This is a genomic window from Bacillus sp. CGMCC 1.60114 (assembly GCF_042676365.1).
Taxonomy (GTDB): Bacteria; Bacillota; Bacilli; order Bacillales; family Bacillaceae_G; genus Bacillus_A; species Bacillus_A rhizoplanae_A.
Genome location: NZ_JBHTHG010000015.1, coordinates 1 through 25,693, shown reverse-complemented (window position 1 = coordinate 25,693; position 25,693 = coordinate 1). Strand labels below are relative to the sequence as shown.

General features: G+C 33.5%; 25 protein-coding genes, 1 tRNA gene and 3 pseudogenes. 17 read left to right on the top strand and 12 right to left on the bottom strand.

What is annotated here, in order from left to right:
• Nucleotides 1-282: 282 nt before the first annotated feature.
• Nucleotides 283-438, bottom strand: coding sequence for a hypothetical protein (locus ACFQZ1_RS08545; RefSeq protein WP_377881712.1), 156 nt, complete (start codon nt 436-438; stop codon nt 283-285).
• A gap of 944 nt (nt 439-1,382) precedes the next feature.
• Here ACFQZ1_RS08545 and ACFQZ1_RS08540 point away from each other — a divergent pair.
• The gene (locus ACFQZ1_RS08540; protein WP_377881711.1) at nt 1,383-1,496 is read left to right on the top strand and encodes a YjcZ family sporulation protein; all 114 of its coding nucleotides are present in this window, start codon (nt 1,383-1,385) and stop codon (nt 1,494-1,496) included.
• A gap of 1,272 nt (nt 1,497-2,768) precedes the next feature.
• Here ACFQZ1_RS08540 and ACFQZ1_RS08535 read toward each other — a convergent pair.
• The 4 genes and pseudogenes from ACFQZ1_RS08535 to ACFQZ1_RS08520 form a co-directional block, all read right to left on the bottom strand.
• A complete protein-coding gene (locus ACFQZ1_RS08535) occupies nt 2,769-4,460 on the bottom strand; it encodes a hypothetical protein (RefSeq protein WP_377881710.1) in 1,692 nt (563 codons plus the stop codon).
• Nucleotides 4,461-5,286: 826 nt separating this feature from the next.
• Nucleotides 5,287-5,482: pseudogene (locus ACFQZ1_RS08530) on the bottom strand (DDE-type integrase/transposase/recombinase); the annotation flags it as partial.
• Nucleotides 5,483-5,628: 146 nt separating this feature from the next.
• Entirely contained in the window at nt 5,629-5,847 is a 219-nt protein-coding gene (locus tag ACFQZ1_RS08525; RefSeq protein WP_377881709.1) for a hypothetical protein, read from the bottom strand.
• Nucleotides 5,844-6,446, bottom strand: a complete 603-nt coding sequence (locus ACFQZ1_RS08520; RefSeq protein ID WP_377881708.1) for a sigma-70 family RNA polymerase sigma factor — start codon at nt 6,444-6,446, stop codon at nt 5,844-5,846. The genes ACFQZ1_RS08525 and ACFQZ1_RS08520 overlap by 4 nt, the downstream gene beginning before the upstream one ends.
• 411 nt (nt 6,447-6,857) lie before the next feature.
• Here ACFQZ1_RS08520 and ACFQZ1_RS08515 point away from each other — a divergent pair, with 411 nt between their 5' ends.
• The 5 genes from ACFQZ1_RS08515 (at nt 6,858) to ACFQZ1_RS08495 (ending at nt 9,006) form a co-directional block, all read left to right on the top strand.
• A complete protein-coding gene (locus ACFQZ1_RS08515; RefSeq protein ID WP_377881707.1) occupies nt 6,858-7,103 on the top strand; it encodes a glutaredoxin family protein in 246 nt (81 codons plus the stop codon).
• Nucleotides 7,104-7,193: 90 nt separating this feature from the next.
• The gene (locus tag ACFQZ1_RS08510) at nt 7,194-8,120 is read left to right on the top strand and encodes a S8 family peptidase (protein ID WP_377881706.1); all 927 of its coding nucleotides are present in this window, start codon (nt 7,194-7,196) and stop codon (nt 8,118-8,120) included.
• A 16-nt stretch (nt 8,121-8,136) separates the two neighbouring features.
• Nucleotides 8,137-8,280 (top strand): YvrJ family protein, encoded by a 144-nt coding sequence (locus tag ACFQZ1_RS08505; protein WP_377881705.1) that lies wholly within the window; start codon nt 8,137-8,139, stop codon nt 8,278-8,280.
• Between the two features lie 85 nt (nt 8,281-8,365).
• Nucleotides 8,366-8,605, top strand: a complete 240-nt coding sequence (locus ACFQZ1_RS08500; RefSeq protein ID WP_377881704.1) for a hypothetical protein — start codon at nt 8,366-8,368, stop codon at nt 8,603-8,605.
• 101 nt (nt 8,606-8,706) lie between these two features.
• On the top strand, nt 8,707-9,006 hold the full coding sequence (locus tag ACFQZ1_RS08495; protein WP_377881702.1) for a hypothetical protein: 300 nt from the start codon (nt 8,707-8,709) through the stop codon (nt 9,004-9,006).
• 49 nt (nt 9,007-9,055) lie between these two features.
• Here ACFQZ1_RS08495 and ACFQZ1_RS08490 read toward each other — a convergent pair whose 3' ends face one another.
• Nucleotides 9,056-9,316 (bottom strand): YesK family protein, encoded by a 261-nt coding sequence (locus ACFQZ1_RS08490; protein ID WP_377881701.1) that lies wholly within the window; start codon nt 9,314-9,316, stop codon nt 9,056-9,058.
• A gap of 145 nt (nt 9,317-9,461) precedes the next feature.
• On the bottom strand, nt 9,462-10,187 hold the full coding sequence (locus tag ACFQZ1_RS08485; RefSeq protein ID WP_377881700.1) for a hypothetical protein: 726 nt from the start codon (nt 10,185-10,187) through the stop codon (nt 9,462-9,464).
• 175 nt (nt 10,188-10,362) lie between these two features.
• On the opposite strand from ACFQZ1_RS08485, the gene ACFQZ1_RS08480 reads away from it, so the two are divergent.
• Nucleotides 10,363-10,433 (top strand) — tRNA-Cys (locus ACFQZ1_RS08480).
• A gap of 39 nt (nt 10,434-10,472) precedes the next feature.
• Complete coding sequence (locus ACFQZ1_RS08475) at nt 10,473-10,643, top strand: hypothetical protein (protein WP_377881698.1); 171 nt, start codon at nt 10,473-10,475, stop codon at nt 10,641-10,643.
• Between the two features lie 1,100 nt (nt 10,644-11,743).
• Here the strand turns inward: ACFQZ1_RS08475 and ACFQZ1_RS08470 are convergent.
• Complete coding sequence (locus tag ACFQZ1_RS08470) at nt 11,744-11,905, bottom strand: hypothetical protein (RefSeq protein ID WP_377881697.1); 162 nt, start codon at nt 11,903-11,905, stop codon at nt 11,744-11,746.
• 194 nt (nt 11,906-12,099) lie between these two features.
• On the bottom strand, nt 12,100-12,249 hold the full coding sequence (locus ACFQZ1_RS08465; protein WP_377881696.1) for a ribbon-helix-helix domain-containing protein: 150 nt from the start codon (nt 12,247-12,249) through the stop codon (nt 12,100-12,102).
• Nucleotides 12,250-12,525: 276 nt separating this feature from the next.
• Between ACFQZ1_RS08465 and ACFQZ1_RS08460 the strand changes: the two genes are divergently transcribed.
• Nucleotides 12,526-14,220, top strand: coding sequence for a helix-turn-helix domain-containing protein (locus ACFQZ1_RS08460; RefSeq protein ID WP_377881714.1), 1,695 nt, complete (start codon nt 12,526-12,528; stop codon nt 14,218-14,220).
• 444 nt (nt 14,221-14,664) lie between these two features.
• Here ACFQZ1_RS08460 and ACFQZ1_RS08455 read toward each other — a convergent pair.
• Nucleotides 14,665-15,351 (bottom strand): annotated as a pseudogene (locus ACFQZ1_RS08455) (IS6 family transposase).
• Between the two features lie 330 nt (nt 15,352-15,681).
• Here ACFQZ1_RS08455 and ACFQZ1_RS08450 point away from each other — a divergent pair.
• The gene (locus ACFQZ1_RS08450) at nt 15,682-16,002 is read left to right on the top strand and encodes a winged helix-turn-helix transcriptional regulator (protein ID WP_377881713.1); all 321 of its coding nucleotides are present in this window, start codon (nt 15,682-15,684) and stop codon (nt 16,000-16,002) included.
• Nucleotides 16,003-16,247: 245 nt separating this feature from the next.
• Here the strand turns inward: ACFQZ1_RS08450 and ACFQZ1_RS08445 are convergent, their stop codons facing one another.
• Together ACFQZ1_RS08445 and ACFQZ1_RS08440 are read right to left on the bottom strand one after the other, a co-directional pair.
• The gene (locus ACFQZ1_RS08445; protein WP_377881695.1) at nt 16,248-16,802 is read right to left on the bottom strand and encodes a sugar O-acetyltransferase; all 555 of its coding nucleotides are present in this window, start codon (nt 16,800-16,802) and stop codon (nt 16,248-16,250) included.
• Between the two features lie 241 nt (nt 16,803-17,043).
• A complete protein-coding gene (locus ACFQZ1_RS08440) occupies nt 17,044-17,385 on the bottom strand; it encodes a winged helix-turn-helix transcriptional regulator (protein WP_377881694.1) in 342 nt (113 codons plus the stop codon).
• A gap of 293 nt (nt 17,386-17,678) precedes the next feature.
• Between ACFQZ1_RS08440 and ACFQZ1_RS08435 the strand changes: the two genes are divergently transcribed.
• The 7 genes and pseudogenes from ACFQZ1_RS08435 to ACFQZ1_RS08405 all read left to right on the top strand — a co-directional run.
• Complete coding sequence (locus ACFQZ1_RS08435) at nt 17,679-18,227, top strand: NAD(P)H-dependent oxidoreductase (RefSeq protein WP_377881693.1); 549 nt, start codon at nt 17,679-17,681, stop codon at nt 18,225-18,227.
• A gap of 567 nt (nt 18,228-18,794) precedes the next feature.
• A complete protein-coding gene (locus tag ACFQZ1_RS08430; RefSeq protein ID WP_377881692.1) occupies nt 18,795-20,312 on the top strand; it encodes an aminotransferase class I/II-fold pyridoxal phosphate-dependent enzyme in 1,518 nt (505 codons plus the stop codon).
• A 33-nt stretch (nt 20,313-20,345) separates the two neighbouring features.
• Nucleotides 20,346-21,116, top strand: coding sequence for a HalD/BesD family halogenase (locus ACFQZ1_RS08425; RefSeq protein WP_377881691.1), 771 nt, complete (start codon nt 20,346-20,348; stop codon nt 21,114-21,116).
• Nucleotides 21,117-21,348: 232 nt separating this feature from the next.
• A complete protein-coding gene (locus ACFQZ1_RS08420; RefSeq protein ID WP_377881690.1) occupies nt 21,349-22,842 on the top strand; it encodes an amino acid permease in 1,494 nt (497 codons plus the stop codon).
• A 325-nt stretch (nt 22,843-23,167) separates the two neighbouring features.
• Entirely contained in the window at nt 23,168-23,731 is a 564-nt protein-coding gene (gene ahpC / locus ACFQZ1_RS08415; RefSeq protein WP_377881689.1) for an alkyl hydroperoxide reductase subunit C, read from the top strand.
• A gap of 28 nt (nt 23,732-23,759) precedes the next feature.
• Complete coding sequence (gene ahpF / locus ACFQZ1_RS08410; RefSeq protein WP_377881688.1) at nt 23,760-25,289, top strand: alkyl hydroperoxide reductase subunit F; 1,530 nt, start codon at nt 23,760-23,762, stop codon at nt 25,287-25,289.
• 174 nt (nt 25,290-25,463) lie between these two features.
• Nucleotides 25,464-25,652: pseudogene (locus ACFQZ1_RS08405) on the top strand (IS6 family transposase); the annotation flags it as partial.
• Nucleotides 25,653-25,693: the final 41 nt, after the last annotated feature.

Here is a 25,693-nt window from a genome sequence, read left to right as displayed (position 1 = left end):
AAAATCATGTTACTCCTAATAAAAATAGAATGAACATGATCTATTACCTTACCATTATAAATTAACTTGTTATCACTAAAGGAATATTCATTGCTGTCAACAGGGCCTAACTCTATGAAAGATATATTCCTTTTTTTGAGTTTATACATCAGATAATTACAATGAAAGTCATCCATCGGGTTCACGATAAGTAAGGTCATATTTTATTTCCTTTCTTAGAATAAAGAGGACAAATAATTTGCTACCAGAATGATAATAAATTATTTGTCCTATCTCTAATTATTAATGCCAGCGATCTTCTTCTCCTAGAGCCATAGTAGTAATAGGACCATAACTAATTTGCTCTAACTCGCCCTCATTAAGTTGAATCTCTTGTAGTTTTACTCCGGTTTTTTTTAGAATAAGTTCACTTTGTTCTTGATCTAGTTTGATATTCATGTATATTCCTCCAAATATTTTTTAACCAAAGGCCTACGGTCAAATTTATACTAATATGTAATATATTACCTGTCAATAAACCTCATATGCTATTAATAACTTAAAATTCCAGAGTATATGTCACATATAATAATATTGTTTTTTATTAGTTTTATTGATGAACCAACGCATAATCGTTGTGTAAGCCATATATAAGCCGCGTTCCTCCATTTGAACAAATTTTGATTTTCCATACTGATTACATCACTTTTTTAGAATGCTAGTATCAATATGTCCAAAATTCAAAGATGGGCTGCTATTATCTTGATGTTTTTACACCAGAGACGTAATTGTTGTATGTTCCTTTTTTGCTTTCATTATCAATTTTTCTCCTCGTGCAGTAAGATCACGTTTTGTGTTTTGTGAATTCCCTCTTGTTTTCATCTTCATTTCAAATCCCTCTTTCTAATAATATTGGTTATTATTAGCTTGTTATTTACATAGTTCACGAATCTTGAGACAACACAAAAAGGGCTTTTCTCAAGTCGAAGCATTCAAAAAAGGATAGAAAATATCTCTTTTTGATGTTCGGCTCAGGAAAAGCCCTTTTTTACAGTTGATGAACGCGGATATAACCAATATATCTCTTATTTCATCATCTCAACACTCAACTGTTTTATTTCTTCTAGATTTGAAGTATTAGTGACTTCCTAGAAAGAAAGATAAAACAGGAAACAAAATAAACAATAAACTAATAATTATAATTTAATTGTATATTAAGAACTAAAAATTAGCAATACTGGTTCATTATTAACATTATTGTTCATTAATGAATTACTAGGGATGTAAATTTTACATACATGCACCCTTTAGTTCCATGTCACATAATGTAATGTAAATCCACAGTAATACCTCCAACGACAGACCTCATAGTTTTTTTTCCTGATTAAAAGGAGGAATAGTTCATGGGTTTTGCTGGTTGTGGTGGCTTCGGTGGCGGCTTCGCCTTACTTATTGTGTTGTTTATTTTATTAATCATAATTGGTTGTAGTTGTTTTGGAGGCGGTGGCTTCTGCTGATGCTGCTAAGGAAGATACTCACTTTGAGTGTCTTTTCCTATTGAATTGATACTTCCCTCCGCATACATAATATTTCAACCTCTGCACATACTATAAACAAGCAACTCCTAGAAATCACAACCTGTAGTCCTACTTCCCCTCTCCAAGGGATGAGCAGTTAGCTTTTGCTGACTGCTCTTTAACTTAAAACAACTTTTCACCTTTATATGGAACGAAAATATACTATATTGAGTAGTAAATTTCATACCTTTCTATACAAAAGTGCCCCATGCAGGGCAACCTTTTCACTTTAAAATGGACAAGTTTTTCAAATCTGCTAGTACCTTTATAAAGGTAAAACATATATTATATTAAGGCTTGTTTCATTTTATAGCCTTTATACTCTTTCATTAGCTTCCCTTCTTGAAAGGAATACTTATATTACAGTGTTCTTTTTTGTTTTTAATATTAAAGTAACTAATTCGATTACATTACAAATTATTATCTTTTTTACAAAGAGACATCCCTGAATGAAAAAACCTTTTATAAAATAAATCTTATATATATTAAAAGAATTAAGGGATAAAACTATTATAGTACCCAAAATGGGTCAATTTATCTTACAGCTACAAGGGATCATCTAAACTACACCCCTGTAAAATCATAAATTCAATTTATTTACAGTGTACTATTAACGGTTTTACCACTCTTATCGCCTCGTATTATCTACAAATTTTCATAAATGGGATTCAAGGAACCTACATAAATACATAAATATTTTGATACACCAGGATGCAATCTTATTCATATAGGTGAGCAACAACCTTTTACACACTTATTCCACAATTTCATGAAAACCATACACATTCTATTAACAATTGGCTATCATTCATACACATTATTCATAGGATTCCACAGTATTCACCCAATACTTGATGATTTTTAGTAGATTTAGGAGGGAAACGTGATAACAGCAAGATTTGTGAAGATAAGTTATTCAGAAAGAAGAGATAACATCCACATATCCACGATAAAATGAAAATAATTTGCGAAAATATGTAGATATAAATAACAAAAAATGTATGAAGCAGTTTCATTTATGTGGAGCAGCTGTAGATATATCGTACGGTCTATGTCCAGCTTTCATAAAACTGAATAAAAAAAGATTCGATCTACAAGAAAATGGAGCATGCATTTCCCGTTAATCGAATCATCACTAAGATATAACTGATATAACACCAGCACGAAAAGCCCTCCTCTTTTGATATTTTTCAAAATGGAGAGCTGCTTTACCTACATGACTGCAAGTACCTGGTCAATTGATGCTACTTCACCCTTATTACGAAGTATTTTCTCTATACTGCTAATAAAGGATTTCAAGTTAAAGTCTTCAGGTACTTCTAATACACGTAGTTGTTCTTTTGGTAATCTATCTATCTTTTCAATGAACAGTTCACGAACGTCGCTAGGGATAGAGCGCTCTTTATGACCTCTAGCTTTTAATAGTTCGCGGATCTCAATTTCTAAAGCAAGATACGCATTGATGTTTACACCTTGCTCATATGCGTACTTTCTAAATAATCGTTCCTCTGGATACTTCATATAATGCTTCTGATATGCCTGTTCTGTAACTGGTACAGCATACTTTTGATGAAGCAACTCATAAGCCTTTTTAAATAGCTTTCTAACGTTTCTTAGAGAGTACATAGAGAAATGTACACCAAAGTCAAATATCGCTTGTTCTTGCTCCTCTTGTGAAACGTCATGTGTAATAAGCGGATATAATCCTTCTTTAGCCGCAGCATCTTGCACACGATATAAAGAGGATTGATTTAATAGCTTTCGTAACGTATAAACAAGATTCTTCGGATAATTTTCCTCTCGGTGTATCATTTCACGTAGCCCACGAATAACCTGGCGTATTTGACGATGACACGAATGTTTCAACACGTTTACAAATAGATTCATATTATTTGTGAATTCACCAATGTTCATTTCATTGAGTACAGTTTCAATGAAACGGGCCTTACGAGAATAAGTAACTTTTGACTCAATCGGATCACGATACAATTCTTCCCCTGCTTCTTGCTCGCAAAGGAAATCCGGATGAATCGAAAGATGTAGCGTTGTATAAAGCTTTGGATTCTTAGCACCTTTTTCTAATTTACAAATACGTAATAAAGGTGTACCTGTACAAGTATATAGCGCTGTTAATTCATCAATGACTGCGCGAATTTGATGCGGGTATTTCTTATGTAAAAAGCGATACATACCGCCTAAATGAGTAGGCTTTCCGTTTTCATTCGTTTTGAATAAAGAGCGTTTCAAAGTAGTTTCTGTTTTCTGCTGCATTGCAACATCAAGAAATAGCTTTTTAGCAGCAACAGACATTTCAAAGAATTGTTTTGTAAATACTACTGGACTAATAAACGTATATGGATTAGCCTTCCCTGTTTCTTCATTCATGAAATGAGTTAATGTAATCGTATATTTACCACTCATTTCATTTTTAATAGAAACGATGTTATGTAAGCTTAACTTTTTTAATGCGATATAGAACTGTGAATGCTGGAGATATGCAAGGTCCTCTTTATAATTCTTGTACTCCTCCCAAAGCATATGAACGGATACATGAGATAGTACGCCATATGTATTGCATTTCTTATGTAAGAATATAAATACTTCTAGATCCGCGTTCGTAATACCATAAAGTTTGTGCTTACGTTCCTTATTTTGTGTATAGGTTCTTCCGAATTGGAGTGAAAAAGATGGTTTCGCTTGTTCAACAAAGTTATCTTCATCTGCAATGCGTTCTTCATAAGTCATAGATGATAAGATATCTTCTAAGTGCGTATCTTTATAGCTATAATATTTATCTTCCAGCGCTTCTACTAGCTGTTGCCATGATTTAATCGTAATTAATACTGCTGTAGTAGCTTGTCCGTTTAAGCTGCGCTTACTATTAATTACAAATGACTTCCCCATCTTTTTCACCTCCTAATTAAAAAAGTAATATGTGCCAAATTAAGGCATAAAATATCATTTTTGATTATATCAAATCGAATTTAGCAAAAACCTGTCCCTTTAAGGAGGATTTTCAAAACATGCAACACCCTTCAATCCCTTGCGTATCAATGGATTGCGAATTTCTTGAAAAAAATTTTATGATAAGCAAACCGCAAAAGTGTTGCGCGCCTCATAGAACGATAAAAAAATATGTGCATCACAGCTGATTCGTTGATATATATGGGTTTTTCTTAGTAATTGCTATTTTCTTAGGGCAAGCAAACCGCAAAAGTGTTGCACGTTTGTATAAGGTGATGCAATTATATGCAATCCGTTGATATATATAGGTTTAAATTGATTTTTTATATAAAAATAGGGCAAGTAAACCGCAAAAGAGTGTTGCATGTCTGAAGAATTTTAGGGCAAGTAAACCGCAAAGGTGTTGCATGTTTTATTTTGAAGTGAAAATAGAACTGATTTGTGGAAACCCTTGATATTATAAGGTTTTCACGAATTATATTTAAAATGTTAGGGCAAGTAAACCGCAAAAAAATCAAATTTTTGTTAAGGAATACCGCAAAAAAAAATTTGCAGTTAGAATTTTTTAAGTCAAATGCTTATGAACTGGGTAAGAAATCATAAAAATGTTGCATGTTTTATTACTTTAGGTAAGAAAGACGCAAAGAGTTTTTTCTGTTTCAATAAAAAATAAGCAATTCACCTAGTTTCGGTGCAAAAAACATTTGATAGAGACTTAGAATCCTAATATAGAACGCGCACGTTTCTTGATGAAATGGTGTTTTTATTTCACTATGTTATTGAGATATTTAACTTGCCTTAGTTGTATGCTTTTAGGCATCTTTTACTTCTTTTAATTCTTGAATCGCTACAGGATAGGCAGGGTTCTCATCTACTGTTATCACGAGAGGTTTAGAAACATACGAAAAAGCCAAGGATTTCTTAAAAAATGGCTTGGCAGCTTGTTTATTTCTCGAATTACTTGTAAGAGTCTTGAAGTTTTTGTACCAGAACCCAAGAAAACCCCGTGTAATTTACACCGGGGCCTTCTTGGGGGAGAAATCAAGCAATTGGAATGGTTCTTATACTTATAAAAGAGATGTATAACTGTCTAAAATCAAAAAGCCCATCATATTTTTTCTACAAATTCAAAAAAAGTAGGTGCAGCAACATTTTGTAGTACTTCAAACTTTTCAAAGATTTTCATTTTGATTTCTTGTTCCATATCATCACGTTCCTGAACAGCTACATTACGTAAGCTCTTACGAATTTTTGGAGAAAAATCTTTAATAATCGCTTCATAAGTTAACTCATTTAAAGAATATACCGCTTCCAAATCCATGCTCATTTTTTCACCCCATCTTCCTTTTTTAGCATAACCTGCTGTAATTTCTTGATTGCAGCTTTATGATTATAAGAAACTGTTTGCTCTGATTCTTTTAAAATCTCAGCAACTTGTTTATTTGTAAGATCGTTCATATATATTAAGTTCAATATTTCCATTTGCTTGTCCGACAAGACTTCTAGAGCTTTATGCAAAACATCGTTGCTCAGATGCTCTTTCAGACTTCCGCTTGTCAGCTCGAAACCCTTATACGTTAAATCTTCTCCAGATGAAGACAATACATCCATTTTAATTGAATCTTCTTCATCATTAATAGATGTATCTAAAGTTAAAACGTTCCGTTTTTTATTTAAATTAATTCTTTTCTCAATATCTATAGAGTAATATTTCACTAATTTGCTGATATAGTTAATAATTTTGACTTTGCGGTAATATTCCGCAAAAGTTTGGTTCAAAAGATGTGTGCTCTCTTTAGTGGGATTCAAGATTGCCTCTTGAAATAATGCGTAGTTGTTTTTACCTTTCAAAAAATTCCGAACTATTGGTTCGTTCATTTTTTTCTTGTACTTACTACAATAAGATTCTATTTGATTGCTCCCCATAAAATGCCCTCCTCAATTATTAAAAGAGAAATGAATCGCAAAAAAATCAAAAAATTCTCGCAAAAAATCAAAACTTTTCTCTTCTTTTCGAACACACGTTCCCTAAGACCTCTCTATTATCCCACTTTTTCATTGGGAAGAAAAGGATTTTTTGGAATATCCCAAACATTTTTTACGTAATTTCTTTCTATTACAAAATAAAGTTTTAACAAGTGGCTTATTAATAAAAATTATTACAAATCCCTTAATATCAATGCTTCTTCGACAGTCCTCCCTTCACAACTCATTGCAATATAACCCCCTCTTACGATGTTCAAAGAAAAAATCGGGAAAAGAATTTTAGTTTATTTTGATTTTTTGGCAAGTCGTTCCTCTTTAATAAGTGTACGAACCAAAAGGGAGGAACAAGAAATGGCAAAAAAGGTTACTTTATATGGGCATGATGGATGCAGTTTTTGTGTTAAAGCTAAAGCATGGTTAGAAGCAAAAAACGTGGATTACACAATGAAGGACACAACAGATGAAGCGAATCATGCTGAGTTTCGACAATACAATTCACCAGGCGTCCCACTCATTATTATTCAAGATTCTGCAGAACAAACAGAAAAGAAAATCATTGGATTCACGGAAGAGCGGTACACTAACGCTCTTTTATAAAAAAAGATGGCACAAATTTTGTGCCATCTTTTTATTTTTCTAGCCTTAGTTCCTCTTTAAAAACTAAGAGGGAAATTTAGGAGGGAGAAAATGAGAACTATATCAGAAATCCCATTTACAGTAAAATCTATTACCGAAGAACCTCAACAAATTCCTTACGGAATAGACCTGATTAAAGCCCGCGATGTGTGGGAAACAAGCAAAAAAGGTGAAGGAATCATTGTTGCAGTTTTGGATACCGGTTGTGATTTTAATCATCCAAATCTAAAGAGAGCTGTAATAGACGGCTATAACTTTACAGACGATGATAACGGCGATGTGAAAAACTATATGGATTATCGGGGGCACGGAACTCATGTTGCAGGAATTATTGCAGCAAGAGAAATTGAAACTGGAATCATCGGAGTTGCACCACGCTCTCAATTACTCATACTAAAAACAATCAACAAAAACGGAAAAGGCAATTACAAAAATGTCATTAACGCAATCCGATACGCAATGGCGTGGCAAGGCCCAGATGGTGAGAAAGTTTCCATTATCAATATGTCTTTAGGTGGCACTCAACATGACAAGGAACTATATGAAGCTATAAAAGAAGCTCGAAAACGAGGCATTTTACTTGTTGTTGCAGCCGGTAACGAAGGTGATGGGAAAAGTGAAACAATCGAAATCAGCTATCCAGGCTTCTACCAAGAAGTAATCCAGGTAGGATCTATCAACCAAGACCTTTCATTATCATCATTTTCCAACACAAACATCAATTTAGATTTTGTAGCACCGGGCGGTATGGTTTATTCGACATTTTTAAATGGTCAGTACGCAAAACTTTCTGGCACATCTATGGCTACCCCTCATGTCTCTGGTGCACTAGCACTTATCTTAAATCTCATGCCAGCGGTATTTGAAAATAACCAAACTATCAAATCATTTATGGCTTATTCCTACCTGGTAGAACACGCAGAAAAGTTGGGCTTTTCATCACTAGAAGAAGGAAACGGATTAATTCAATTAGCTTAATGAAAGGAGGGAGCTTATGGACCCAGCATGGGTATCATTAATCGGCAACTACGGTTTCCCTATCGCTCTAGCTATCTACCTACTCATTCGCTTCGAAAAAAGAATCGAAAAGCTAACAGATTCAATTGATACGTTAAAAGAAGTCATACAGAAGAAATAAATTATTTTTATCCGCTTTTTGATAAAAAACTATATCATTTCTCTTTAATAAGTGTAAGCATAACTCTTTTAAGGAGTGATTCTACATGGGAGATATTGAAAAAGATCTTATGAAATATAATGACTTAAAAACAGTTTTATTATCTGTTGCTAGATGTATTGATTGTTGTGAAGATCAATATGTTTGTTTTTATCAAGATTTAGCAATTAGCTACTCAGAACAACTAAAAAAATTCCAAGATTTTATAAAACAAGAATACGGTGTAGACCTTTGCTGCAACCAATGTATTCCCAAAGATGAACAGGAGTCAAAAAGGCTAACTTAAAAAAGTTAGCTTTTTTGACTATTTTTTATTTTAATTTTGATAAAACATTTGTTCATTTCTCTTTTAATAAGTAGATAGTCTAATTTCGGAGGGAATTACAAATGAATGATACATTTAAAAGACGTTTAGAAACAGCAGAAATCAAAAGCATCATAGAAGAACTATACAGTCAAGAATTTTTCCAAAAAGCAATTGACACTATCACCCAAGAACACGACATAAAATTATTAAGATATAAAATAGAAGTTGCAGAAAGCTGGGCTTATGCCACTCAAAAATCTATGAAAATGCTTATTTTATCCTATTGTGACGGAGACGTTGAAATGATGTGTGCATTACAAGATCATAAAGCAATTGTTACTTTCACTTTAATACCGCAACAAAAAATCATAGCAGCCTAATCCTACCAAAAAAGCAAAACGAGAAATTCGTTTTGCTTTTTTGGTAGGATTAGTGAGAGGCTGATTTTTGAAACTTTGCAACTACCGTTCCTAACAATGAACCTATTAGAACGCTAATGAACATAAAGAAGAAGCCCATTGAGTCCCATCCGTTAAGAGTAAAATATGAGATTATAGCTACAACGAAAGATACTACTGATAATACAACACCCGGAACCCAAGTCAAACGAGGATTCTTTTTACGGAGCAATGCTGATGATACAGCAACCACAATAATTGTCGCTATAAATATATATACGAAGTATTGCACGATATCACCCACTTTCTTATATTTGGGTGGAAATGTTTGCCACCCTTATTATTATTATAAGAAAGTAGACTGAAAAATGTAAATACAAGAAAACTTGAAAAAACGGACATCTAATGATGTCCGTTTTCTATGGTTCACTATTCGATTAGCACTTGTTAGCGTTGCTGCTGAACCAAGCAACGATTAAGTCAGACGCAACTGGACCAGCACTACGATTAGCTTTAGCACAGCTTACAAGGTTCTTGTCGCAGCAAGCGTCGTTTTCACCGAATTGAGACCAGCAACGGTCATGGCTACGGCAGCAATAGTCGATAGCGTTAATTGGTGTACCTCCACCGAAAGTTAGACCATCTCCGCATCCTGGGCCACAATGTTTATATCCACCAGCTAAACAAAACGGAATTCCCCACCCTTCTTCTTTTACAGTAGAGAATGGCGCAAATTCTTTGTTGTCGATTAACTCTTCGTTAACGCTTGTTTCTAGGAACTCGTAACCACCATGCGTTGAAGAAGCAACTTCTTCTAACTCTTTGTTGTAACCGAAAACAGTTAACCCGCCTTTTTCGTTTATAGTATCGATTGTATAGTCTTCACCTACAACTTTACCGTTTTTTTCAGTTAAGACAATATGACGAATTTGAATACGTTCAGCCGCACGTACAACAGTAATTTTACCAGTTGTTAAAGCGCCATCTAAGTATGAACGAGTATCAAAGATGTAAACGAGCTTCATTTCAAGTTCATCTTTACCGAATTTAACTACTTTTTGTAATGATTCAACAATCTCGTTGAATTTTGGTTTCTCAAGCAATGCTTTTAAAGCATCTTGAAGTTCTGCTTGTCCTGTTAAACGTTTACCATCTAAAATCATTTAACATTCCCCTTTCGATATGTATTTTGGAGTGTCGTAAGTTGCCTTACACTTACTAAAGAGAAACAACCACTCCAAAAAAACAAAATTCCTAAAAAAAATTATTTTTTATTTTTCTTTTTGATAAACAGCCTCTTTCTCTCTCTTTTATAAGTAGAACCACAAAAACAACTATGGTGGCATAGCCAAGTGGTAAGGCAAAGGTCTGCAAAACCTTCAGCACCGGTTCGAATCCGGTTGCCACCTTATAAAAACATAAAAACTCCGCAAAGGAGGTGAAAAATCATGAATCAGAATGCTAATCACGAAAAACAACATGGCAAAGAAGTCGAAGAAAAAGTTGAGATTTATTGCGCTAAACACCGTAATTGTTGTGGTGCAGGTGTAGATTGTCCTGGAGAATACAAATACTTCAGTAACACTGGAACCTCTGTTTTTAACGGAATATGTTGCTAATCGTACTCTTTTCTAATGAATGAAAAGAGTTGAGAACATGAATAAAGGTGTTAAAAATAAACAAGTCGAAGAAAAATTGCAGTTTGTTTGTGACTATTCTAGAAATTGTTGTGGTGACGCTGTCGATTGTGTAGCATATACACTCCTACCAAGCGTAGCAACAAGTTTCAAGTCGTGTCAGCGTTCGTAAAACGATTATAAGTGTCTAGTGTGACGAGGGGTAACATTGGACTCAATCCATTCTTAATTCAACATATTTACCAACACAGCAAAAAAGAGAATCTCGCAAGATTCTCTTTTTTGCTCAATAAGCTGCTATTAATTCATTGAAGTGAGAGCTTTTTGAGAAGTAAGTGCTTTTACTAGCCACTTATGTTTACCAAGCTAACAGGGTAGTCCCTACCCCTAAAAATAGTATGTGTACGTTGGACTCATCTACGCTACTTACTTCGCTTGGTTTTCGCATATTTCAGTAGCGTAGGGCGATAGAATGTTGAAGATTTTACGTTGTAGACGAATTTCCTACAACAACTTTATATCTTCAGTTTTCAAAGAGCAATCTGTACAAGTATATGATAGCAAACATGTTGGCTTACGCTAACCGAAATTCATCTCCCACCTATCGTTGTGCTATCGCCCTGCACACGCTTGGGGAAGGAGAATTCTTTCGGATAATTAGTTAAATAACATGGCGACGCAGCCCTTCAACGGGGCAAGGCAAATGGTCTAACAGATCGTACACAGGTTCAATTCCTGAGTCGCCATCTATATTTTTCCGTCTATATCACGGTGACATAGCCAATCAGGAAAGGTAGGAGGACGGCACATCCTCCAATTGTTGGTTCGAATCCAACTGTCACCTTATATATTTTCTTTTGTTTCCTACATTTTTCCCACTTTGTTGAAAAGGCGGTGCGACATATGGAAAAAGAGATTCAAAACATCATTTTAGAGGATAAACATGAAATGCTGTATTGCAAGGTCACAAGTAAATGCTGTTATCACAACCACAAATGTGAAGCAACATATCATCTGTTTCACACCGGAAGTGAACGATTGATAGCTTGTGGATGCGAATAACAATAAAAAAAGACCAGGATTCATTCCTCGTCTTTTCTTGCGTTTCTTTTCATGCCCTCTATATACTCCAAGAAACTCGGCGGCTCTTCTAACGCTTCTTGTTTTAACTTTTCAAGTTCTTCTCGTTGTTCCGGAGTTAAGCTATCTAACATTTTTTCATGTTCACTTTTTTCTTTAGACACGCCACTTCCCTCCCTTGATTAAAACTTTGAATAGCTTTTTTATTATTATCCACGTTTCTAATAATATAGAAAAATGATTGAAAAGTCTTTATGTTTATACTATTTTGTGAAAAAATCCCGATTATATATCAAAAAACACTTTCAAAACCAACCCGAATATATCGAAATTTATTTAACCTGTCTAATAGATAGTATTATTTTTTACGATTTTCCAATTGTTCAAGTGCATATTGAATTAAATAAATAATAGTTTGAGTACGAGTCGTAAATCCCTTATTTTCTTTAAAATCATCGATACGCTTTAATAGTTCTTTTGGATAACGCATATTTAAAACTTGTGACACTTAGTACCCTCTCCTTGTGTACCAAAATAATGCATGATACAATTATTGTATATCATAATAATACACAATTGAGCGCTATAAAGTCCACAATAATCACGGAAATGTGTAAATTACGAATATAATCTAACCAATTGTAAACTAGATTCAAAGTTATAACTTATCAGACAATGTTGCATGTTTTAGTATTAACGGTAAGGATACCGCAAAAGTATTGCATGAATTCGGTGTAAATTGCCTATTCAAGACTTTTTGTATGCACGATTGGAGGGACCGAAACTGGACAAGTTTTTAAATATATTTAATGATGCTCTGTTAATATCTGAGCCACTTTATAAGAAAAATAAACCTTTATGGACAAAATGGAATAACTTCATAGACGATGTTAAGTCTAATAGCACTAAAATAATAACTTCTCAACATGTATCACCATCTTTTAATGCATTATTATCATGGTTAGAAAAGAAACAAGAAGGAGAATCACTTATACATATTTATAAAAATATAGATATGTATAAAGATGAAATTCATCAAGCAATAGGCGGATTCATACAAGAGGAGTTTCATAATGAGGTAATTTCAACTGTTACAAACGATCATCAGGAATCAGACAAGGAGCTTGGTCCAGAGTTTGTTGTAAGTGATGATTATTATCCGGTAAGCAACTCCGCAGTTTACTATAAATTAAGAGACGGGATTGCTAAGAATAATTTTGAAGAAGATGAAAAGAGCAAAAAGTTACAATATCCTCTTGAGACAAAAGGAAGCAATGGAATTGCCCAATTGTCATCTCATAAAGATGAGGACTTAAGATTAATAAATAATGAAGAAGCAACTCGATGGAGTACACTAGTTAACGATGTTATGGCTAACATGGATGATCTAACAGCAGATTGTTTGGATGTCATAACAATTCAGTGGATTAATCAAGCAAAGTCTCCAGAGGATTTCATTGATTTTTCATATAAACAAGTTCTAGACATGTGTAATATCCCTAAAACAGTTGTGAATAATAAGGAGTACTATAGAGCAGAGGATAAAATTAAGGTTGCAAAACGTATTGCTGCTTTGGCCAGTATTTTCATTTATTTAAATGATGATAATGAAGTTGTAGTATTGAATGATAGTGATAGCGATAGTGAAAAAGTTGAAGTAAAAAGAGAAGTGATTAAAAGACTATTTGTATTAGATTCAGTTGTATTGTGGAGACATAATGTAACCAATGAATATATGGGAATAGAGTCTTGCCGGATCAAACCTGGTAGCTTCTTGACAAGCTACTTATATGGTTCATCAAATACAACTGCTCTTCTATCAAAAAAGGCATTAGAATATAATAGCCACCGATATAAATATCATAAAAGGCTCATTCGTTACTTAACTTGGCAATGGCGCATACGCCAAGTTTATTCTACATTATGGAAACCATATTCGATTGGCGGAGATAAAGGATTACTATCAGTTATGGATATACCTATGAATTGGAAGCCTAATCGTATCAAGGATCAGTTGGAAAATGTACTTGTAGACTTGGAAAAAGAAAAAGTAATCTCTCATTGGGAATACGCCGAGAGTTTAGATGAGGAACAAATCGGTAAGAGAAACTGGTTTAAAAACTACTATTCAAAACTCTCAATAAACATTTTCCCACCAGAAGAAATGCTAATACAAATGGATAATGATACAGGCAATACAAGTATAGAAAATATAGAAAATAGTAAACAATCTATCGTAAAAGTACAACATAATGATGTAATTGAAACACTCGAGATGAAAATGGATCGTATTCGTAACAAATTAATAGAAGTGCAAACAAAACAAAAAATTAGTATTAGAGAAATAGCAGAAGAACTTTCTCTTTCCCCTTCAACTTTGTCTAGATTTTGTAATAAAAAGACGAAGCGTATGTCTGATCAAGCTATGGAAAAACTTTCAAAATGGTATGAAAGAAGAAAGATCATCGAAAGATTATAACTCTCATTAGAGGAATAACTATATCTCTTCTCTGTAAGTAAGCCAGTCTATTATTTCTTATGGACTGGCCTGCTTTTTATTTACCATTATGGTATATCTATAATACGATTCTAATAGAAAAAAGTAGAAAAGTGTTTCATATTTTGGTTGTTAAGTAAAGGATACGGTAGAAAATAACCTTAATTTACTATTTTTATATCTAATCGTTGCTAAAAATATAATATGTTTCATTTTAGATGTTTCATAATGCAAAGAGTTGGTCATCCATTTAGTAGAATTGTTTCAATAAAATTATCTAAAGTCCATTTTTTTATAGGCTTTCCTGCTTTCTATTAGAATTACATTGTTTTATATACATAAAAAGATTATAGTTTTTAAAAGAAGGCTAGAATGGTATATTAAGGGAAAAGTAATATTAAAGGAACAAAAATCAAGTACCTAAATTTAGGAAGTAGCTAGTAATTGTTGAAGTTCATTGTACGTTGAAAAGGCGGAGTCTCTTTGAAGACTTCGCCTTTGTTTATATAGGGCATGAATGATTTTAATACCTTTAATTGTACGTGAAGCATGACGAAGATTTTGAAATCCTGCGGATTTGACAAAATGTCTCTTTACATACCTATGATCCTGTTCAATAAGATTGTTTAAATGTTTGATTGTACAATGAATTGTAGTTTGATAAAGTCCTTGTTTTCTTAATTTGTTACATGCGAAAAGTAATGCCGGCGCTTTATCTGTAGTGAGAACCGTTGGTTCTCCAAAATGTTTTACTCATCTTTGCATGAAGGCATAGGCAGCCTGATGATCCCGTTTTTTACGGAGTTGAATATCCAAAGTATGTCCATCTTTATCAATTGCACGATAGAGATAGCACCATTTTCCCTTAACTTTGATATAAGTCTCATCCAAATGCCAGGATAAGCGTGCAGACTTATTTTTTACTTTCCAAATTTGATAGATGAGATTGCCATATTCATGAATTCATCGCATGATGGTTGTTGGGTGCACTGAAATACCACGTTCTTTCAGGATTTCAGATACATCACGATAACTTAAAGAAAAACGGCAGTAGTAGCCGACAGCTATTAAAATAATATCTTTCTTGAATTGTTTTCCTTTAAAATATCTCATGTCTGATTCTCCTAGATCCTGTTTTTTAGAGTGTATCTTCATGGAGAAAATTTTGCAACAAAACCCTAAATTTTGTAGTCCAAAGTAATAAAGGAACAGACACTATTATAAGTGTCTGTTCCTTTATTATTCGAAAAGCACGAAATGAATTTTTGGAAATCTTTAGGATATAAAAACGTTAAAATGTGCGTGCTACCCATGTTTATTTCCCAGTTAATTCTATGTTAAACTTTTACTGGAAAAAGATAAAAAAATAACTTTTTGTTTTTGTTCTTTTTACCTTAGTATATAGGAGTGATTCTTTTGAGGAAATTAACTTATAATTGTGGCATGGAACTATTATCTACTATGATTACTGGTAAATGGAAGATGGTAATAATGTATTACTTAATTTATGAGAAAAAGCGTTTTGGTGAGTTGAAGGGGTTACTTACTGGAATAACTTCAAGCATGCTTACAAAACAATTGAGAGAGTTAGAACAAGACGGGCTAATTGATAGAAAGATATACCAACAAATACCACTTAAAGTAGAGTACTCTCTTACTCCTAAGGGGTATGAGCTAAAGGATATTTTATTTCAAATGTGTGAACTTGGAACTAAGTATTTAGAGAACGATAATCATTATCATAATGTACCTCGATCAGTTTGATAATACACTCTATATGAATTATAGATACTGCCAATTGTCAAATTAATGAATAAGCTGATTAATTTATATAATGTATTTTTCTAAAATTCTATTTAATCGAATTTTAGAGTTGCAACTAATGAATTTAATATTACTAAAAAAACCTGTAATGTAGATTTTTTCTTCTACATTACAGATTTTTTTAGTTTGATAATTAATGAATTTTAAAATAAAAATATAATCATAAGCCACAATATTCCTAGTAATTAATCTATTTTTTTGATCACTCGACAAGGATTTCCTACTGCAACGACATTAGCTGGAATATCTTTTGTTACAACACTTCCAGATCCAATGATGCTATTTTCACCGATAGAAACTCCCATATTTATTACTGTATTTCCTCCAACCCAAACATTATCAGCAATATTTACAGGTGCTGCTATTTCATATCCTTCTTTTCTAGCTTGTGGTTCTGTCACATGGTTTACAGCATAAATTTGTACTCTTGGTCCAAGCCATACATTATTTCCAACTGTTACTTTACCACAGTCCAAGATGGTACAATCATAGTTTGCGAAAAAGTTATCGCCTACTTCAATATTGTATCCAAATTCACAACGAAAGTTTGGTTCTATAAATGTATCCAAACCATGTTTTCCAAAGAGTTTATCAATTAGCATCTCACGATAATCAGGTTCTGCATCAGTTGTTAAGTTGTATAATCGGGTAAGTTTTTTTGCATTCACTCTTGCCTTAACTAATTCATTGTCAAACCCACAATACATTTCGCCTAATCTCATTTTTTCTTTTACGTTCATAAATAAAATCCCCTTTCCGTCCTCGTTAAGTTTGTACTTAATTTTTAATTACAAATTAGAGTCAAATTTGTTAAAAGCCTTCTTTCTTAACCAGTATGTAAGTAGTTAATTAAAAACACTTTATATACAACATGTGACAATTTGATTATATTTACATAAATGGAAAAGTCAACCTGTAATAAATTTTAAAACTTTATTTGAGGAGGGATTATTTATGTATTCCGTATATTGTAAGACTCAATTATATTTTTTTATCAGCATCTATCCCTTCTCGCTGTTTTCCAATGTGGGACTTACCCCATTCACACATATAATCGAGTACTGTAGTTAAAGATTTTCCATATTCACTTAAAGAGTATTCTACTTTAGGTGGTACTTGATTATACATTGTACGATCAATGATTCCATCTGCTTCTAATTCTCTTAATTGTTGTGTAAGCATTTTTTGTGTAATATTAGGCATTGCACGTTTAATCTCGCTAGTTCTTTTCTTACCATCCAGTAAAATACATAATAATACTACTTTCCATTTTCCACCAACAACATCGAGAGTTGCTTCGATGGGAAAGTTATATTCTTTCATGAAGTGTCCTCCTTTTAATTATTTGGAAAGGAGCTCCTAATTTTTTCACTAACTTTATATATATACCAATCTGGAGGATATTGTAATTTATATATAAGTTTTGTGAAAAATTAATGCATGCTCCCTTTCACCTTTATACGCACTTAAAAGTTCCTATAGCACCTAAAAGTTCCTATGGCACTTAAAAGTGCGTACTTCAAACACTAATATATATATTACATAATATCAATATCATCAAAATATTCAGATGGTTTTCTGGTAAAATAAATATCTTAAGGAGAGGAAAAATACTTATGAAAACTCTTATCATTATTGCACATCCAAATATTGAAGAATCTCGAGTGAATAAACGTTGGCTCGAGGAAATTAAAAAATATCCAGAAGATTTTACTGTACATGAAATATATAAACGTTATCCAGATTGGAACTTTGATCTTGAATATGAACAAAATCTATTATTAGAACATGATCGTTATATTTTTCAATTTCCATTCTATTGGTACAGCTCTCCCCCTTTATTGAAAAAGTGGTTTGATGATATTCTAACGTATGGATTTGCATACGGTTCAAAAGGAGATAAGCTTCATGGAAAAGAATTTGGTTTAGCTATCTCTACTGGTGTAGTAGAGAAAGAATATCAAGCAGGTGAAGCGAATGAGTATACATTAAGTGAATTGCTAAAACCTTATCAGGCTTCTTGCCTTTACACTGGGATGAAGTTCTTACCAACATTTGCTGTGTATGGTGCAGAACATAACTTAACAGATGAAAAGTTAGAAGAAAGCGCTAAGAATTACATAATCCATATGAACAATTTATCTAAGACGCCAGCTAAAAATTGAGGAAGTAAATATTAACTATCTTTGTTTTAGAAAATAAGATGTATGCTTTAGAGTTCCAGAAACGGGAACTCTTTTTTTGTTATAAAAATAATTCTCTAGCAAAAAGAATTATTCTCTTTAAGTACTATAAAGGCAAATACAAAAGTTATATTATGTGTGTTTTAACAGATATTAATTGTTGAATTTTGTAATATTAAACCCGTATTTATAGATGATACCTACACTCCTCAGTCATAAAGTAGTGTAGGTATCATATTTTTGAATTTAAATAACTAACTTATTAAAGTTTAGTATGAATGTAATATGATACTAAGATACTATAAAGTGCCTACTTTAATAGTTATCTTTTTGAATTTATACTAAAAACCGAATCTTAAGAAATTAAAGTTTAATGTTCTAAAATTAAACTTTAATGTTCTAAAAGTTAAATTATAAAGGGAGGATTAAAATAGGAGTTATTCTCCATATTTTGGTGTGTCGAGGTGTGAATGTTTTCCAAATCACCAGATGAAATATGTTTCTTTTTACAACAAGATAATAAATTAATTAATTAATTGAGGTGATTATTTGCAGTTCCAACAGGAAACTTTGTTACTAAAGAACAAAAATAAACAATATGATACTCCTTTAATTACTGGGGTAAAGAATTATATAGAACGCGATTATTTACAGATGCACACACCTGGTCATATAAAAGGCAGAGGGTTGGATGATGAATTTACCACATTTTTTGGGAAAAATACTTTAGATTTTGATTTAGTAGGTATACCGCCACTAGATTATCTACGTCATCCTACTGGTATTATTCATGAAGCACAGAAATTAGCGGCAGAAGCTTTTGGAGCTGATTATACTATTTTTAGTGTTCAAGGAACAAGTAGTGCCAACGTGGTTATGATAATGAGTATTTGTAATCCTGGTGATAAAATTATTGTTCCTAGAAATGTACATGCCTCTATTGTTAGTGGGCTGATTTTATCTGGTGCGGTACCAATTTTTATATCTCCTGAAATTGATCCGACATATGGTGTTTGTCACGGAATTAGTTTAGAGAATATAAAGAAAACCTTAGAAGCGCATCCAGATGTTAAAGGCGTTTGTATAATAAATCCTACCTATTATGGTGTTGTGACAGATTTGAAAGCCATTATAGATTATGTGCATTCAAAAGGTATACCAGTTATAGTAGATGAAGCTCAGGGATCACATGTGCATTTTCATCCGGATCTCCCTATCTCTGCTATGGAAGCAGGTGCAGATATTGCATCTTCAAGTATGCACAAAATGGGTGGTTCGTTTACTCAAACAAGTGTGATTAACATTCGAAAAGGATTAGTCAACTTAGATAGAGTTAAAGAAAACTTCTCTTTAATTACGACCACTAGTGCATCTTATCTATTGATGGCTTCATTGGATGCTGCTCGTAAGCAAATGGCAATAAACGGAAAAGAGTTATTGCAACGTGCAATAGATTTGTCTCGTATAGCACGAGATTCTATTAATAAAATATACGGGCTTTCTTGTTTAAAACCAGAAGATTTGAGTGGTTCAAGTTCTAGTTTTGCTTTAGATGAGACAAAACTTTGTATAAATGTAACAAATTGGGGTGTAACAGGTAGGGAAGTTGAAAATATTTTACGTGATGACTATCGTATAGAAGTTGAGCTTTCCGATGTGAATAATATTCTTTTTATTGTAACGATTGGGCATAATGAATTGGATATTGAACAATTGATACAAGCATTACGTTCATTAGCCAGTCGATTTGAGGCCGGCTCGATACCAATTGATCTTGAACGAATTGCCAAGAGCAAAGGTGCTATAAGAGCATTGACACTACCTACATTAGCCATGACACCTAGGGAAGCATACTTTTCAAAAGTCAAATATGTAGACCTAGATGATGCCTTTGGGAGAGTAGCTGCCGAGTCGGTACTTGTCACACCACCAGGTATACCTGTTCTTTTACCAGGAGAAGTTATTACAAAAGATATTACAGAATACCTAAATTACTGCATTGACTTAGGGCTTTCTGTACAAAGTAGCAATGGTTTACATGCTATTAAAGTAATTGATGATAAATAAACTGTATTTATTCAAAAAATAGGAGGATCTACTATGACATTTCAAAAACAATTTGACACAATTATAGAAAATCACATCGACTCACTTTCAAAAGATTACTTATTAGTACTTCAAGAGAGGTTTAAAAATGATGGATTAGCAATGATGAATGATATGTTGCCTCAACCTTTAATTGCAGCTATGTCTGCTGAAGCAAAATATCTCCTTTCAGAAAATGCAAAACGTCGTGATATTACTATTAAAGCCACAGGTAATACACCTCGTAACTTCAATGTAGTAAATCGTGATAGTATTTCTGAATTTGGGAAATTAATCCCAGCGTTCTTTAAATCTGAAGTGATTTTAAATTTCTTAACATTTTTAAACAACAATGAACCAATTCACCGTATCCCATATACGCCAGAAGAATTTATCATTAATAATCAGCAAAAAACAGGTGATACACACGGATGGCATTGGGATGACTATACATTCGCTTTAATTTGGGTTATTGAAGCTCCTAAAGAAGGTGAAGGTGCTCTAGTTGAGTATGTACCTGACACTGTATGGGATAAAGAAAATCCAGAAGCTGGACTAAAGGCAGTTTTAGAAAATCGCGAAATTAAAAGTCTCTATGTCCCTCAAGACCACTGTTACTTTATGAAAGCTGGTACTACATTGCATAGAGTTACACCATTAAAGAATGATTCTCGTCGTACGGTTGTAGTTTTCAGTTACGCTTCCCAAGAAGATCTAGCTAAAAATATTTCTCATGAAACTATGGGAGAAATTTATGAAGACAGCAAGGATTTAGTTGGAGTTTAACCTTTAAATAAGTTGAACATCTTTAGAGCCGGAGAGAAGAATTTATTCCCTCCGGTAACTTTTATAGTACCCTCTGCAAAATTCAGAGTGTTTAAATCAATACAGATGTGACCTGTATTGATTTAGATTGTTTTAATAAATTTTTTAAAGAGATTCATATCACTTTTATTTAAATCTCTAAAAGTTTATGTTATCTCTAAACACTCTAAATAAAAATTATACGGGAGAAATTATGAGTTCTGAAAGAGCAACTGCAACTTCAAGTGTAGAAAATATAATCCATAAAACCAATGTACATCCTACAAACACATTAAAAAAAACATTAAAAACAAGACATCTTACTATGATTGCTATTGGTGGATCAATCGGAACAGGTTTGTTTATTTCTAGTGGTACGTCTATTCAAATGGCAGGACCTGGTGGGGCCTTAATTTCCTATATCTTAATAGGCATAATGGTGTATTTACTTATGATGAGCTTGGGTGAAATGGCCACATTCTTACCCGATTCGGGATCATTTAGTACATATGCTTCCAAATTTGTAGATCCAGCTCTTGGATTCGCTCTTGGATGGAATTATTGGTTTACGTGGGCTATTACAATAGCAGTCGAATTGTCTGCTTCTGCTATTATAATGAAATTTTGGTTCCCATCTGTTCCGGGAATTGTATGGAGTGCTATTTTCTTAACCATAATATTATTACTTAATTACTTTTCTACACAATCATTTGGAGAAGCTGAGTACTGGTTCTCTTTAATTAAAGTAATAACAATTATAGTTTTTTTATTAATAGGATTACTTACCATTATTGGAATCATAGGTGGAGAATTTATTGGTTTTAAAAATTTCACTATCGATGAAGCTCCCTTTCCATCTAATAGTTTTAGTATCCTATCGGTTTTTATGATTGCAGGATTTTCTTTTCAAGGAACAGAGTTAATTGGAATTGCAGCTGGAGAGAGTAAGGATCCTAAAAAAAATGTACCTAAAGCCATCAAGCAAGTTTTTTGGAGAATTTTACTTTTCTATATTTGTTCTATTTTTGTAATTGGGTTGCTCATTCCATATACGCACCCTTATCTAATGAATGCCAATATTGAGAATGTCTCAATGAGTCCTTTTACAATAGTCTTTGAGAAAGCTGGTCTTGTATTTGCTGCATCAGTAATGAATGCTGTGATATTAACATCTATTCTATCAGCTGCGAATTCTGGGATGTATGCCTCTACTCGAATGCTATGGTCTTTAGCTAAAGAGGGCAAAGCTCCAAAATCACTCATGAAATTAAATAAAAATGGTGTACCAATCAATGCTTTAATTGTTACATCCTTAATGGGTATGCTTGCTTTTCTTTCTTCATTTTTTGGTGAAGGAAAAGTATTTATGTGGTTATTAAACTCTTCTGGTCTTTCTGGCTTTCTAGCTTGGCTAGGTATTGCATTAAGTCATTATCGATTTCGCAAAGCTTATATAGCACAAGGAGGACAAATCAGTAATCTCCCTTATAAAGCTAAGTGGTTTCCCTTTGCTCCTATTGTTTCGATTATCTTATGTATAATTATTATAGCGGGGCAAGAATATAAGAGCATTATGAGAATGGAGATTTCATGGGCTGACTTATTCACGACATATATTAGTATCATTTTATTTTTATGTATTTGGTTTGGTTATAAGATAAAATATAAAACTAAAATTGTCGATCTTAAGCAATGTGATTTTAAATAGATTTAAACTCTTCTAAACAAATTGTTTAAAAGGGTTTATAAATATTATAAACTGCAAAGATCTTAGTCTTCTTTTGATTTTGAACAGATTGATTAAATTGATTTGATTTTAATTGAAGATGAATTAACTTTTTGATTATATTACCAACACCGGTTCAGGATGATATTAAGTCAAAGTATGATAACGTTGTACATTTATCTTGACGAAACATTTTATATGGTAATTAATATTCAATTAGAATTTTTTTTATTTTCTTAATTAAAAATTAATTTATGAGCACGCTAATTTATATTGCTCAAAACTCACATTTAGGAGGAATTTTATTATGTTATTAATCGAAACAGAAGTACTACCATTCAAAGCAACTGCTTACCATAATGGTGAATTTATCGAGGTTACTGAAGAAAATTTTAAAGGTAAGTGGAGCGTAGTTTGCTTCTATCCAGCGGACTTCACATTCGTATGCCCAACTGAGCTTGAAGATTTACAAAATCAATACGCAACTCTAAAAGAACTAGGTGTTGAAGTATATTCTGTTTCAACAGATACTCATTTCACACATAAAGCATGGCATGATAGTTCAGAAACTATTGGAAAAATTGAATATGTTATGATTGGTGACCCTACACGTGCAATCTCTAGTAACTTCAACGTGTTAATTGAATCAGAAGGTCTTGCTGCTCGTGGTACATTCATTATCGATCCAGATGGTGTTATCCAATCTGTTGAAATTAATGCAGACGGTATCGGCCGTGATGCAAGCATCCTTATTAACAAAATTAAGGCAGCGCAATATGTTCGCAACAACCCAGGGGAAGTTTGCCCAGCTAAATGGCAAGAAGGTGCTGCAACACTTAAGCCGAGCCTTGACCTTGTAGGTAAAATCTAAGAAGTAAAATTTAAGGAGTAAAATGAAAATGGTACTAGATGCAGATATCAAAGCACAATTAACCCAATACCTTCAACTGATGGAAAGCGATGTACTACTTAAAGTTAGTGCAGGATCTGATGACACATCTAAAGACATGCTAGCTTTAGTAGATGAATTAGCAACTATGTCATCAAAGATTAAAGTAGAAAATACTGAATTAGAAAGAACACCAAGCTTTAGTGTAAATCGTGTTGGCGAAGACACTGGAGTAACATTTGCCGGTATCCCTCTAGGACACGAATTTACTTCACTAGTATTAGCTTTACTACAAGTTAGTGGCAGAGCTCCAAAAGTTGAGCAAAAAGTAATTGATCAAATTACAAACATTCAAGGTGAATATCGTTTTGAATCGTATATCAGCCTAAGCTGTCATAACTGTCCAGATGTTGTACAAGCACTGAACTTAATGAGCATTCTTAACTTTGGTATTACACATGCGATGATTGATGGCGCTACATTCAAAGAAGAAGTAGAAAGTAAAGACATCATGGCAGTACCAACTGTTTACTTAAATGGTGAATCATTCGGAAGCGGTCGTATGACACTTGAGGAAATTCTTGCGAAACTGGGAAGCGGTCCAGATGCATCAGAATTTGCGGATAAAGATCCATACGATGTTCTTGTTGTTGGTGGCGGTCCAGCTGGTGCAAGTGCGGCAATTTATGCAGCACGTAAAGGCATTCGCACAGGTATTGTTGCTGATCGCTTTGGTGGTCAGGTAATGGATACAATGGGTATCGAGAACTTCATCAGTGTAAAGCACACTGAAGGCCCTAAGTTTGTAGCAAGCCTTGAAGAACACGTAAAAGATTACGACATCGACGTAATGAACTTACAACGTGCGAAACGTTTAGAAAAGAAAGACTTAATCGAAGTGGAACTTGAAAACGGTGCGGTTCTAAAGAGTAAGAGCGTAATCGTTGCAACAGGTGCTCATTGGCGCAATGTTGGTGTACCGGGTGAAGCTAAATTCAAAAATAAAGGTGTAGCATACTGTCCAAACTGTGACGGTCCTTTATTCGAAGGAAAAGACGTAGCAGTTATCGGTGGCGGTAACTCTGGTATTGAAGCAGCAATTGACTTAGCAGGTATCGTAAAACACGTAACTGTTCTTGAGTTTATGCCAGAACTAAAAGCTGACGCTGTATTACAAGAACGTCTTTACAGCTTACCTAACGTAACTGTATTAAAGAACGTTCAAACAAAAGAAATTACTGGTACTGACAAAGTAGAAGGTATTTCTTACATCGATCGTGAAACTGGAGAAGTTCATCTCGTCGAATTACAGGGTGTATTCGTTCAAGTCGGTCTTGTACCAAACACAGATTGGTTAGGCGACACAGTTGAACGCACTCCATTCGGTGAGATTGTTACAGATAAACATAGTGCCACAAACGTGCCTGGCGTATTTGCTGCAGGAGACTGTACAAATAACCCATACAAACAGATCATTATTTCAATGGGATCAGGAGCAAATGCATCTCTAGGTGCATTTGATTACCTAATCCGAAATTAATGAACTGACATGATAAATTGTTTTACCATGCTAACTTCTTCGTTAACACGCAGTATAAACAATTGGTTCTGGTGCAAAGATAAAATAAAAGAGAATATAGCGTATATATTCCTAGAGGAATCGTATCTTATGCGGTTCTGTTGCAAAATTTTCTACATGAAGCTACACTCTAAAAAACAGGATCATAGGTATGTAAAGAGACGTTTTGTCAAATCCGCAGGATTTCAAAATCTTCGTCATGCTTCACGTACAATTAAAGGTATTGAAACCATTCATGCCCTATATAAACAAAGGCGAAGTCTTCAAAGAGACTCCGCCTTTTCAACGTACAATGAACTTCAACAATTACTAGCTACTTCCTAAACATTGTTCTTCATTTACCAAACTGTTTATGGTTTATGCTT